Genomic DNA, 13670 nt, shown 5'->3' on the forward strand with positions numbered 1-13670 from the left:
AAATTAATTTGGTTAGATTAATTTGACTTGGTTTTAAAAAGAAAAAGCATCATTATCATTAATGGTGCTTTTTTGATTTTGTTCCTGAATAAAAAATTAATTTTACCGCAAAGCACGCAAAGTTTTTTTACTAATAAGGTTGTATAAAAACACAAAGTTCTCAAAGCTTGAACTTAGCTTTGCGAACTTTGTCTTTTGAAGATACTAATAATTAAAATCTTTGCGTGCTTTGCGGTAAAATAAGGCACAAAAAAAAGACCTTCTGCTCAAAGAAGATCTTTTGTGTACTAACTCAAACTTATTTAAACTATTATTTTAAATCTTTCAAAAGTGCAATAGCATCTGTTGCATTTGATAATTGTGCGTATTTTAAAGCTGTATATCCTCTTTCATTTTTGTCACCAGGACGAGCGCCGCTAGCTAATAAAAGTTTAATAATTTCAACTTTGTTATAACGTGCTGCCGTCATTAAAGGAGACATATCGTCTGACTTTTCGTTTACATTGGCACCATATTCAATAAATTTCTTAACTACTTCGATGTCACCTTTACTAACGGCAACGTTTAGTGGAGTTGCATCCAAAGCTGAAACTTCAACTTGTGGTTTTACTACTAATTGTTGATTTGAAGCCATTGATACATTTGCAAATGCAACTAAAGCAAGTCCTAAATAAATAACTGAATTTTTCATAATGATTGTTGTTAAATTGATTGATAATATTTGATTGATAATGGGTATTCTTAATTTCTATACAAATGTAAATTAAAATTTGATACTTTGCATTACAAGGTACTATGTTTTAACTAATTCTTAACATTAAATTAATAAACTAATAATGACAAGAACATTTGATTGATGTTTCCGTATAATAGACGCAGCAAAAGTAAAAATGTTACACTAAATCGAATATTTTGTGAAAAAATAAATCGCACGATTTTGAGAAAATGTAAAACCAAAACTGTACTGTTTTAACTTTACAACAAAACTATATTCAAGAAAAGCTCCAGAAATAAACAGAGACAGAATAAATATTGAACAAAAAGTACATTAACAATCTAAATTATTTATTATTTAAAAAGGATAAAAATATAAGAAAATACGTCGGTTAAATTTTGTCATTTTTAACATTTAAAATCAATTTGAAGAAAAACTGACATTAATACTTTCTTAATTTAACAGAAAAAATTTATATAGTTTAACATCAAATCCAAAATAGAAATGTGTGAGATGATTCCAAAAAAAAAAGCCTCACTATTTAATAGTGGGGCTTTAGTATATTTAAAAGTTTAAAAATTACTTTTTAGAACTAAGATAATCTACTACATTTTTTTCAATACGCTGATCTATATTATCAATGTCAGCTTTTACGAATTTTTCTCCTAAGATATTCTCGTATAATTCAATATATCTTGCAGAAACTGATTCGATATAAGCATCCGTCATTTCCGGAATTTGCTGTCCATCCTGACCCTGAAAACCATTTTCGATTAACCAACGGCGTACAAACTCTTTAGATAGTTGCTTTTGCTCCTCCCCTTTTTCCTGTCTTTCCTGATAACCATTAGCATAAAAATAACGGGAAGAATCAGGCGTATGAATTTCATCAATTAAAACAATAACACCGTCTTTTGTTTTCCCGAATTCATATTTGGTATCCACTAAAATTAATCCGCGAGAAGCAGCAATTTCAGTTCCACGTTGAAATAAATCTCGTGTAAATTTTTCAAGAACAACATAATCTTCTTCAGAAACTATTCCTTTTGCCAATATATCTTCACGAGAAATATCTTCGTCATGAGAACCGTTATCTGCTTTTGTAGTTGGCGTAATAATTGGTTCCGGAAATTTATCATTTTCCTTTAAGCCTTCAGCCATTGTTACACCGCAAATTTGTCTTTTTCCTGCAGCATATTCGCGTGCAGCGTGACCAGAAACATAACCGCGAATTACCATTTCTACTTTAAATGGTTCACATAAATGTCCAACAGCAACGTTTGGATCCGGAGTTGCAATCAACCAGTTTGGTACAATATCTTCTGTTAATTCCATGAATTTTGTTGCAATCTGATTTAGGATTTGTCCTTTGTACGGAATTCCTTTTGGTAAAACCACATCAAATGCCGAAAGTCTGTCGGTTGCTACCATTACCAAAAGTTCGTCGTTTATGTTATAAACTTCTCTAACTTTTCCGCGGTAAACTGATTTCTGATTCGGGAAATTAAAATTTGTAGTTGTGATTGTATTGCTCATTATCCTTAAGTTGTGTTTTGTTTTATGATTGCAAATTTAAAACTATTTCACAGAGTTTCATAATGAAAAGAAAGAGATAAGTTAATAAATATTACATTTTGAGGTTTTCAGGCTTTTATACATCAATTCAAAAACCTGTGTGTAAAAAAACAAAAGCGAATTTTACCGCAAATTGCGCAAAGTTTTTTTATTAGTAGTTTTTATAAAAGATAAAGTTCGCAAAGCTTTGTATTGATTTGGCTTTGCGAACTCTTTTTATTTTTCTAAGATACTATGAATAATAACATTAACATATCAATTATGCTACAAATTCTTTGTTTAATATTTTAGACGAAATATATTTTGCGACACCATCTTCGGCGTTTGTTTTTATAACTTCTAAATCAGGTAAAGTTTCTTTTAATAAAACCGGAGCATTTCCCATAATTAAACCTTTTCCTGATGCTGATAACATTTGAACATCGTTAAAACCATCACCAAAAGAAACGGCCTGTTCTAAAGTAAAACCTTCTTTTTCAAGCACTCTTTCAATTGCAACTGCCTTATCTATAGATTTATCCATAAATTCCAAACAAGTTGGCAAACTAAAAGCGTGATGCAAATGCTCCGAAGAATTGGCTAAAATATCATCTTTTAACTTCACTAATTTTTCGTGATTGTCACACGAGAAGAAAATTTTAATCGCTCCAAAATCTTCCAGATTTTTATAATCAACCAATTCCGGATGGTATTTTAAATCAGCCTGAAAAGCATTTAGTTTTTCACTTATTCTATTGGTTTGCCACACATTTTCCTTGAACAAAACAACTGTAATTTCAGGATCAATTTCAACATTCAGCGCTGCTTTTACAACGTCACTGTCTAAATTGAATGAAAAAAGTTCTTCTTTTTCAGGCGAATGAATTCTGGCTCCGTTTGAACTTACTAAGTAAACCGGAACTTCAAGCGTTTCTATAATGGCCATCGCATCAAGATGATGACGACCTGTAGCAACCACGATAAGATAATTTTGATTGTGAAGTTCCTGAAAAATTGATTTGGTATAATCTGAAATTCTGTGTTGAGGGTTGAGTAAAGTTCCGTCTAAATCACTAACGACAACTTTTATGTTTTTAAGTATTGAACTCATATTAAAATCAAGTATTTATGATAGGCAAATTTACGATTTTAACCCCAATTGAGCAAAGATTGAAAGCCCCGAAAGCTCAAAATGACGGAAGTTTATTATATATTTAACTATTTAATCAAATACTGACTTTTAAATAATTATACTTTAATAATTCCCGATTTATATAAATTTATCGCTTTTTTGATAACGGCTTTAATTCTTTCCAAAGGCAAATCCGTATTAGCATCAAACAGCATAATTTTCATTCTCGACCGATCTTCCTGAATTAGAAAAGATTCTTCAAAGTGTTTTCCTTCTACAATTCCGATATAAGGCTGTTTGAGTTTTTTGTGAATCCATAAATAGCAGAACATTTTTCCTTTGTAGCAAAAAAATGGCATTCCGTATTTAAGAACATTTGTTATGTCTGCGTCTTCTTTTAGAATAATTTCTTTTAATGCCAAAAGCGTTCCTTTTATCGGTTCTTCCTGGTTTAAGTAGAAATCATCTAATTGTTTCATTTTTGAATGGGTTAAAAAAAATCAATGATATAGAAAAAAAATATTCGTTTTACACATTTCTATTAAAGATGATGTATAAAACGAATATCAGTTTCTTTCCCACGAATTTTAAGAATTAGCACAAATTAATTCGCGTAAATTCGTGAAATTCGTGGCAAAAAAACAAAATTAATCGTGATTTTCTATTTGTTTATAAGCGTCAATTACCTTTTTGACTAATCTGTGACGTACGATATCTTTATCATCCAGATAAATAATTCCGATTCCGTCAACATCTTTCAGAACCAAAATAGCTTCTTTAAGACCAGAAATAGTTCTGCGAGGTAAATCGACCTGTCCGGGATCGCCCGTAATCATAAACTTGGCGTTTTTTCCCATACGGGTCAAAAACATTTTCATTTGTGAATGGGTTGTGTTTTGTGCTTCATCCAAAATTACAAAGGCATTATCAAGCGTACGCCCACGCATAAAAGCCAATGGCGCAATCTGGATAATTCCTTTTAAAATGTAATCTTCGAGCTTTTCGTTGGGTAACATATCGCGTAAAGCATCATAAAGAGGCTGCATATAAGGATCAAGTTTTTCTTTCATGTCACCGGGTAAAAATCCAAGATTTTCTCCTGCTTCAACGGCCGGTCGGGTCAAAATTATCCTTTTTACTTCCTTATCTTTAAGTGCTTTAACAGCCATTGCAACACCTGTATATGTTTTTCCGGTTCCGGCAGGACCAACGGCAAATACCATATCATTTTTTTTAATGGTATCCACCAGTAACTGCTGATTTGGCGTCATGGCTTTAATAATTTTACCGCCAACACCGTGAACTAATATTTTGTCGTGATCGTATGCTTTTTTTTCATCCTGACCATCACTCATAATTACGCGTTCAATTACATTATCATCAATGTTGTTGTATCTGGTAAAATGAAGCATAAGCCTCTGAAATCTTTTTTCGAATTCATCTAAAACTTCTTTTTCGCCAAAGGCTTTTAAAGTTGTCCCTCGCGCTACGATTTTAAGCTTTGGGTAGTACTTTTTTATTATTTCAAGATGAGAATCCTGCGCGCCCCAAAAGTCTTTTGGAGCGATGTCTATTAGCTCGATAATTCTTTCGTTCAAATGAGATAAATTTAAATTAAAAATAAATTTGTTTTGTAAATCTATTGTTGTCGGGTTTCTTTTGAGTTTACAGTTTCCTGTCGCAGTTTTCAGTGTAGTCATCATTTTTCAAACACTGAAAACTAAAACTAACCACTGAGACTATTCTAACAGTTACTTTATTTTAAAAAACACAAATTGTCTTTTCTTTCTTTCAATTTGTATTTAGTATTACTAGATTTGCATATCTCAAATTTAATGAAAATTAGATTTAAAAACTACCAATAGTTATAAACAAAATTATGTCAATAATTACCCTTACTACCGATTACGGCTTAAAAGACCACTTTGTTGGTTCGCTAAAGGGTAAAATATTATCTGAATATTCAGAGGCTCAAATAATTGACATTTCTCACGACATAGATCCGTTTAATACTGCCGAAGCAAGTTACATTGTCGGGGCTTCATATTTAAGTTTTCCAAAAGGAACTGTACACCTTATTGGTGTTGACATTGAGCGCAATAAAGAAAACCAGCACATCGCCATGCAATGGAATGATCATTATTTTATTTGTGCTGATAATGGAATTTTGAGTATGCTTACGCAGAAAATCGTACCACAGAAAATTGTGGCTATTAATATTCACGATCGCTTTCCGGCTGAATCAACAGATTTGGATATTTTTATACAAGTGGCCTGCCATATTGCAAAAGGCGGATTATTGAACGTCATTGGAAAAGAAATCACAACCATAAAAGAAGCTACCGAATTACAGGCCGTTGTAGCAAATGACGGAAATTCTCTTAAAGGGTATGTAATTTATATTGACCATTTTGGAAATATCGTAACAAATATTTCTAAAAAACAATTTTTAGAAGTTGCCAAAGGCCGTCCGTATGAAATTATAATGAAGCCTAAAAACATCAAAACCATTTTGCCCAATTATTCTGCAATCGCGACATCAGAAAAATATCCGATTAAAACTTACGAAGGCGAAAAACTCGCTATTTTTAATGAAGCCGGTTTTCTTGAAATTGCCATTTTTAGAAGCAATCCTTCTAAAGTGGGTTCTGCAAATAGTTTGTTGGGATTAAATTATCGTGATGTGATTACTGTGCAATTTTTATAATTTTAGAATGTTGATTTTAGAGTTTAGATTTTATGGCACGCGGATTTAATTGATCTATGCAGATTTTCACGGTTTTATATTTGTTTTCTTTCGTCTTTTTGTCATTCCGAGGAACGAGGAATCTCCGCAAGTAGGAAGTTTGCAAATCTTTATAGAGTTATTCCTCGTTCCTCGGAATGACAATATTGTGGTAAAGCATTATAAAAATAAGCTTTTTAGAATATTTTACTTTTTCTTAAAAAGAACAATCAATTTTGGTATTTTTGCGCACCTGAAAGGGTTTTCAATCTAAAATCTAAAATCAGAAATCTAAAATTATAATATGTTCGTTAGAATAGTTAAAATGAGTTTTCACGAAGAAAAAATTCCTGCTTTTCTGGAGAATTTTGAAACCGTAAAAGATAAAATACGAAATGCCGAAGGAAATCGTTTTTTAGAATTGTATCAGGATAAAAATGACAAATGCATCTTTTTTACCTACAGTTATTGGGAAACAGAAGAAGATTTGGAAAATTACAGACAATCTGAACTTTTTAATACGGTTTGGGATTTTACAAAAAAGTTATTCAATGCAAAACCGGAAGCGTGGAGCGTTGATAAACTGGTTAGTTTAGTTTAAATTGTTTCAGGTTTCAGGTTTCAAGTTATATACCGGATCTGAAAATTGGGGCGATTTAACCGCAATCCCGATAGCTATCGGGAGCAAAGATTATAATTACAAAGGTTTTATAAAAAGTAAGTTCGCAAAGCAAAACAACTTGAAACATGAAACCTGAAACGAATAAACGATTCAACGATTCTAACAAATCAACGATTAAACAAATAAACGAATAAACGTTATACATGAAATCAATCATTTTAAGAGAAATAAAATCCTTTTTTGGCTCTCCTATTGGCTATTTGGTCATTGCTATATTCTTAATTAGCAACGGACTATTTTTATGGGTTTTTGAAGGAGATTACAATATATTGAATACAGGTTATGCTGATTTGACTCCGTTTTTTACTTTAACGCCGTGGATTTTGATTTTCCTGATTCCTGCCGTAACGATGAGAAGTTTCTCTGACGAAAAAAAACAAGGAACTCTTGAACTGCTTTTGACCAAACCATTATCGATTTGGGAAATTGTAAACGGAAAATTTTTAGGTTCGTTATTCCTGATCATTTTAGCCATCGTACCAACATTTATTTACGTAAAAGTAATTTCGAATTTAGGTTTACCAGAAGGAAACATCGATATGGGAAGCACAATTGGTTCTTACTTCGGATTATTGTTTTTGATTGCCGCTTATTCAGCAATCGGAATTTTTACTTCTACCCTATCAGAAAATCAAATTGTTGCTTTCATCATTGCCGTTTTTATATGTTTCATTCTTTATTTTGGTTTTGAAGGGCTTTCCACTTTAATTCCTGGTTACAGCAATATAATTCCTCTTTTTGGAATGCAGGATCACTTTAAGAGTATGAGTCGGGGCGTTATTGATACACGTGATGTTATTTATTTTTTAAGCATTACTGTAGTATTTCTGTCTTTTACCGTTTATCAATTAAAATCTTTTAAAGCCTAATGAAAGCATCTAATCAACAAAATATCAAAATATTAGGTATTACCGTTTTTGTTTTAATTGTTTTAAATGTATTAGGAAGTTTATTTTTCCACCGATTTGATTTAACCAAAGACAAACGATATACATTATCTGAAACTTCTTTACAAATTGTAAAACAAGTACAGAATCCGTTATCGATTAAGATTTATATGCAAGGCGATTTGCCGGCAGATTTTAGACGTTTGCAACAGGAAACCAGACAATTACTGGAAGAATTTCAGGCGTATAACAGCAATATTGTTTTCGAATTCGTAAATCCAATGGAAAATGAAGACGAAAGCATGGAAGTTATAAAATCACTGTACCAAAAAGGATTAACGCCAATAAACATAACCGTTGACGATAAAGGAAAACAATCTCAGGCAATGGTTTTTCCGTGGGCAATTGCGGTGTATAACAATAAGGAAGTCAATATTCCATTGTTGAAAAACATCATGGGTGCGTCAACAACTCAAAAAGTAGCGGGTTCTATTCAGCATTTAGAATATTCAATTGCAGATGCGATCAATAAAATTACCAAAGCCAAGCAAAAGAAAGTAGCAATTATAAAAGGAAATGGCGAAATAAATGAAATTCATATTGCCAAAATGCTGATGCAAATTCGCGAAAGCTATTACATCGGACCTTTTACATTAGATTCTGTAGCCAAAAATCCAACAGGAAGTTTAGACGCTTTAAAAAAATATGACTTAGCGATTATTTCAAAACCAACAGAAACTTTTTCTGATGAAGAAAAACAGGTTTTAGATCAGTTCATCATGAATGGCGGAAAAACACTGTGGTTAATCGATCAGGTTGCGGCGGATATGGACAGTTTGTACAATCAATCCGGAGCGACTTTGGCGTATCCAAGAGATCTGAATCTGAACGATATGTTCTTTAAATACGGATTCAGAATTAATCCTGATTTAGTAAAAGACGAATACGGAAGCCCAATAAAATTAGCAACCGGAGAGCAAGGAAGCGCCACTCAATATCAGGAATTTAAATGGAAGTTTGCTCCCGAAGTTTATCCAACCAGCAAACACCCTATCGTGAAAAACTTAGGCGGAATCAGATTTGATTTTGCAAGTCCGATTGATACTTTGAAAAACGGAATTAAAAAAACGGTTTTATTGCAATCGTCTCAATATTCGAGAACAATTGGAACTCCGTCAGAAATTAATTTAAATAGTGTTACAGAGAAAACGTCTCCGCAAGATTATATAAACAAAGGAAATTTACCACTTTCGGTTTTATTGGAAGGTTCATTTCATTCGGCATTTGAAAACCGTGTATTGCCTTTCAAAGAAAATGGTTTTGTTGCAAAAGGAAAACCAAACAAAATGATTGTAATTTCGGATGGAGATTTAGCCAGAAATCAACTAGATAAAAATATGATGCCGGTAGAATTGGGTTACGATCAACGTACAGGAAACTTGTATGATAACAAAGATTTTATAATGAATTGTATCAATTATCTGCTGGATGATACCGGACTTATTAACATTAGAAGCAAAGATGTTGAGCTGCCGTTGCTAGATAAAGAAAAGGTTTACGAAAATTACAGCATGACGCAATTCATAACTATCGGACTTCCAATTGCAATTTTATTGGTTTTTGGAGTTCTATTTACTTATATTAGAAAAAGAAAATACAGCAAATAGATGTTGATAAAAAAATTGCGAAACTAAGATTGTTTACGATATATTTGTAAAACCTATCTTAGTTAGAGAAAAACTAAAGAAAAGAGCAAAAAATAAAACAAAAGAGATGAAATTTATAGTATCGAGTTCGTACTTATTAAAACAATTACAAGTTTTAGGTAGTGTAATCAACAGTAACAATACGTTGCCTATTTTAGATAACTTTTTATTTGAACTGGACAATGATGCGTTGACCGTTTCAGCTTCGGATCTTGAAACAACAATGTCTGCTACATTATCAATCGATTCTAAAAGCAAAGGAAGCGTTGCTGTACCTGCAAAACTTCTACTTGAAATTTTAAAAACGTTTCCGGAACAACCTTTAACTTTTACAGTTGAAGATAATAATACGGTTGAAATTAGCTCTAATTCAGGAAAATATGCATTAGCATACGCAGCAGGAGAAGAATTTCCAAAAGCGGTTCATCTTGAAGATCCATCTGTAACATTGGTTCCTGCTGATGTTTTGGCAACTGCAGTAAGCAAAACTATTTTTGCTGCCGGAAACGACGATTTGCGTCCGGTAATGTCAGGAGTTTTCTTCCAGTTCTCACCAGAAGGATTAACTTTTGTAGCAACAGATGCTCATAAATTAGTAAAATATGCGCGTACAGATGTAAAAGCATCTCAGGTGGCGGATTTTATTATGCCAAAGAAACCTTTGAATATTTTAAAAAGTATTTTAGGATCTTCTGATGCTGAAGTAAAAATTGAATACAACGACTCAAATGCGACTTTCTCATTTGATAATTATATTTTGATGTGTCGTTTAATCGATGGAAAATACCCGAATTATGAAGCGGTAATTCCAAAAGAAAATCCAAACAAATTAATGATTGACCGTTCTTTATTTTTAAGTTCAGTTAAACGTGTTGCGATTTTCTCTAACAAAACAACACACCAGATTCGTTTAAAAATCGCCGGAGCTGAACTGAATGTTTCAGCCGAAGATATCGATTACTCTAACAAAGCCGAAGAAAGACTGACTTGTGATTATCAGGGAGATGATCTTCAAATTGGTTTCAATTCACGTTTTTTAACTGAAATGCTTACCAACTTACAATCAGATATGATTATGTTAGAAATGTCATTGCCTAACAGAGCTGGGATTCTTACTCCAGTTGATGGCTTAGAAGAAGGAGAAACCGTTACCATGTTGGTAATGCCCGTAATGTTAAATAGTTAACATCAAAACTTCTTTTTGTTACAGGGATTTTTTTTAGTTTCAAATTAAAGACATATCATTGTAAAAAAAAACATCGCTATTAACCAACCATTTTTTATACCTGGAAACCGCAATTCTGACAAAGAGTTGCGGTTTTTTATTTTAGGACGATTTTTTTGTTTCAGGTTTCAGGTTTCAAGTTGAAATGCGATTATATTTTGTGCTGATTTTTACCGCAAAGCACGCAAAGTTTTTCTAAGCAAGATTTTTAATAAACACAAAGTTCGCAAAGCTTTGCGGAAAAACTTAACGAACCTTGCGTAAACCTTTGCGAACTTTGCGGTTAAAAAAGACAATCCATACAAACCTGAAACCTGAAACCTGAAACAAATAATTTCGTATTTTTGTTCTTATGAAAATAGAAATTTGGTCGGACATCATGTGTCCGTTTTGTTATATCGGAAAAAGACAACTGGAGACAGCTTTAGCTGAGTTTCCAAATGGTGAATTTGAAATTGAGTGGAAAAGTTTTCAGCTTGATCCAACTATTACGCCACAATCGGGAAAAGATGTTTATACGTTTCTGGCGGAGCGAAAAGGTATTTCAGTTGAGCAATCAATTGAAATGCACAAAGGTGTCGTAGAACGCGCAAAAAGCGTTGGTTTGGACTATCATTTTGATAAAGCGGTTATTTCGAATTCGCTTACGGCGCATCGCATTATACAATTGGCTAAAGCCAAAAAAGTAGGCGACGAAATGGAAGAGATTTTCTTTAAAGCTTATTTTACAGAAGGAAGAGATCTAAACGATGGCCCAACCTTAATAGAATTGGCTGTAAAAGCTGGTTTGGATCAAACTCTGGTTTTAGAAGTTTTAAAAGATGAAAACTTATTTTTAAAAGACGTTCAAAACGATATTACCGAAGCACAGCAAATTGGCGTACAAGGAGTTCCGTTTTTTGTTTTTGACAGGAAATATGCGGTTTCCGGAGCGCAGCCTGTTGAGGCTTTTGTGAATACAATTCGGGAAGTACAGAAATAGTGATTTTAGATTTTAGAGTGTAGATTTTAGATTATTAGCCACTTTGTGATAAAATTCACTTATAAGTTTTACCGCAAAGCACGCAAAGATTTTACGCAAAGTTCGCAAAGTTTAAACAAAGCTTTGCGAACTTTGCTTTATATAACCTACAAATCAAAAACTTGCGTGCTTTGCGGTAAAATTTCACAATACAGATTCAAAATCTAAAATCTACATTCTAAAATCTAAAATTATATTACTCCCATTTTCTTCATCAAAAACGTGGCGCTTTTATTTTTACAGATTCCGTTACGCAGTTTATAATCAAAATGAAGTTCATTGTTTTGAATTTCTACTTCAAAACATTGGTTAGTTAAAATCTCAGGATATTCGTTTGTTGTGAGACAAACTTCAATATCGTGAGTAGCAATCGCACCAATGGCGTTTTTTGCAATGATCTTTTTGACTACTTCAATCGTTCCGTTTCGTTTGTCGTCAGAGTTGGTTCCTCTTAAAATTTCGTCTAATAAAACAAAAGCCGGTTTGTCTTCAAGAGCATCCATAATTTGTTTTAGACGCTTAATTTCGGCAAAAAAGTAAGATTCGCTATCAGCTAAAGAATCGGATAATCGCATTGAAACCAAAACTGGAAGTGGATGAATCATAGCCTTTGAAGCACAAACCACTGAACCGATTCCACCTAAAACCATATTAACTCCCAGACTTCTTAAAAAAGTACTTTTTCCGGACATATTTGAGCCCGTTAAAATCACAAAAGATTCCGGATAAAAATGTGTATCGTTCCCTACTCTTGTTTCCGGATTTAGCAATGGATGGCTCAAATCTTTAAAACCAATTTTATATTCTGAATTGATTTCGGGAAAAACAAAATCAGGATTATTATAGGCTAAATTCGCCAGACTATTCAAAGCTTCAAATTCTCCAATAATGGCAATCCAATTTTCAAGTTCTTCAGAATAGTTTTCTTTCCATTTTAAAAGTGCTTTTAAAACATGCAGATTAAACAAAAAAGTTCCGTTGAATAAAATTGCCGTTACAAAATTGCTAATGGTATCCATTCTCGAAAACAGCTCAGATAAATCTTTTAAATGTGTACTTGCTTTTGCATTCTTAAAAATAAGCTTTTGCTGCAGATCGTTTAATTTCTTAGACTGAAATTTTTCAGTTTCAATTTTCTGAACTAATAAACTGTATTGTCTGATGATTTTATCAACGTTATCTGCTTTGGCAATTTCTGACTGAATTCGTTTTAAGGATCTTCCCAAAACAATCATATTGGCAATAAAAATATAAGTCAGATATGATAATAAAATTGTTTTTGAAGTAATAAAATAAGCCGCTAAAACTCCAAAAAACAAGCTCGGAATTACAATTGAAAGTGCAATTAATACTTTAGGTAAAGAATTATTTTTAAATGAATTCCAATAAATTATAGAATTATAAGAATCTTTAGAATCGTTACTTATTTTTGCTAAAGCCAAAAAATCCTGACGCCAGTCTATCTTTATTTTTAATTCATTAATTGCTTGCTGATTTTCCAAAATAGTTTCATTTGGAAGCTGTTGCAGTAACTGATTTGCCAGTGTTTTTTTTCCGACGAAAGTCGCAGTTCTGTTTAAATTCTGGAATAAGGAATGCTCTCCAAAAATATCTAAATCGTACGCATAAGGATGGTGAAAATCATTGAATTCAATTCCGTTTTCAAAAGGGATCTTTTCTCGTTTTAAGAAAGAGATTTCATTTTCATTAATATTTAAAAGTGCCGTTGTAAGCTGTTTTTGAAAAGACAAACGGGAATGAATTCTCATTAAAAAAATAAAACCAACAAAAGACAGAAATGCAAAAACTACGTAAAGAATTTCATTTGTTTTGATGTAATAAAACAGCAAAAATAAACAAAGAAAAACAGTTAAAAGACGCAGAATACTTATGCTATTGTACCTTTTATTGATTTTATTAAAAAGTTCAGAATAATGTGTAATTTTATTTTGATATAAATTCATTTTGTTGATTTGATGAAATACAAATATAGGTTTTAGATCATGAAATCAATATTAAAAAA

At 32.3% G+C, this 13670-nt stretch carries 12 protein-coding genes; 6 read left to right on the forward strand and 6 right to left on the reverse strand.

The window, feature by feature from the left end; genetic code table 11:
* Positions 1 to 310: 310 nt before the first annotated feature.
* From AC3QL1_RS16655 to AC3QL1_RS16675, 5 genes are all read right to left on the reverse strand, one after another.
* Entirely contained in the window at positions 311 to 691 is a 381-nt protein-coding gene (locus AC3QL1_RS16655; RefSeq protein ID WP_492493115.1) for an ankyrin repeat domain-containing protein, read from the reverse strand.
* A gap of 603 nt (positions 692 to 1294) precedes the next feature.
* Positions 1295 to 2251 (reverse strand): phosphoribosylaminoimidazolesuccinocarboxamide synthase, encoded by a 957-nt coding sequence (locus tag AC3QL1_RS16660; RefSeq protein ID WP_492493117.1) that lies wholly within the window; start codon positions 2249 to 2251, stop codon positions 1295 to 1297.
* A 298-nt stretch (positions 2252 to 2549) separates the two neighbouring features.
* Positions 2550 to 3380: a Cof-type HAD-IIB family hydrolase gene (locus AC3QL1_RS16665; protein WP_492493118.1), complete on the reverse strand. Its 831-nt coding sequence runs from the start codon at positions 3378 to 3380 to the stop codon at positions 2550 to 2552.
* Positions 3381 to 3517: 137 nt separating this feature from the next.
* Positions 3518 to 3880 carry a DUF1801 domain-containing protein gene (locus AC3QL1_RS16670; RefSeq protein ID WP_492493120.1) on the reverse strand — a complete coding sequence of 121 codons (363 nt, stop codon included), beginning with the start codon at positions 3878 to 3880 and terminating at the stop codon, positions 3518 to 3520.
* Positions 3881 to 4048: 168 nt separating this feature from the next.
* Positions 4049 to 4999: a PhoH family protein gene (locus AC3QL1_RS16675; RefSeq protein WP_395353221.1), complete on the reverse strand. Its 951-nt coding sequence runs from the start codon at positions 4997 to 4999 to the stop codon at positions 4049 to 4051.
* A 281-nt stretch (positions 5000 to 5280) separates the two neighbouring features.
* On the opposite strand from AC3QL1_RS16675, the gene AC3QL1_RS16680 reads away from it, so the two are divergent.
* From AC3QL1_RS16680 to AC3QL1_RS16705, 6 genes are all read left to right on the forward strand, one after another.
* Positions 5281 to 6108, forward strand: coding sequence for an SAM hydrolase/SAM-dependent halogenase family protein (locus tag AC3QL1_RS16680; RefSeq protein ID WP_492493121.1), 828 nt, complete (start codon positions 5281 to 5283; stop codon positions 6106 to 6108).
* A 322-nt stretch (positions 6109 to 6430) separates the two neighbouring features.
* Entirely contained in the window at positions 6431 to 6727 is a 297-nt protein-coding gene (locus AC3QL1_RS16685; protein WP_492493123.1) for a putative quinol monooxygenase, read from the forward strand.
* 224 nt (positions 6728 to 6951) lie between these two features.
* Positions 6952 to 7677, forward strand: coding sequence for a gliding motility-associated ABC transporter permease subunit GldF (gene gldF / locus AC3QL1_RS16690; RefSeq protein ID WP_492493124.1), 726 nt, complete (start codon positions 6952 to 6954; stop codon positions 7675 to 7677).
* Positions 7677 to 9362, forward strand: coding sequence for a gliding motility-associated ABC transporter substrate-binding protein GldG (gene gldG / locus AC3QL1_RS16695; RefSeq protein ID WP_492493125.1), 1686 nt, complete (start codon positions 7677 to 7679; stop codon positions 9360 to 9362). The genes gldF and gldG overlap by 1 nt, the downstream gene beginning before the upstream one ends.
* Positions 9363 to 9468: 106 nt before the next feature.
* Positions 9469 to 10587, forward strand: coding sequence for a DNA polymerase III subunit beta (gene dnaN, locus AC3QL1_RS16700; RefSeq protein WP_492493127.1), 1119 nt, complete (start codon positions 9469 to 9471; stop codon positions 10585 to 10587).
* 391 nt (positions 10588 to 10978) lie between these two features.
* A complete protein-coding gene (locus tag AC3QL1_RS16705; RefSeq protein WP_492493128.1) occupies positions 10979 to 11608 on the forward strand; it encodes a DsbA family oxidoreductase in 630 nt (209 codons plus the stop codon).
* 230 nt (positions 11609 to 11838) lie between these two features.
* On the opposite strand, the gene AC3QL1_RS16710 is transcribed toward AC3QL1_RS16705, so the two are convergent.
* Positions 11839 to 13611 (reverse strand): MutS-related protein, encoded by a 1773-nt coding sequence (locus tag AC3QL1_RS16710; protein WP_492493130.1) that lies wholly within the window; start codon positions 13609 to 13611, stop codon positions 11839 to 11841.
* Between the last annotated feature and the right edge of the window lie 59 nt (positions 13612 to 13670).

The sequence above is a fragment of the Flavobacterium sp. GW823-FHT04A11 genome (genome assembly GCF_058796535.1).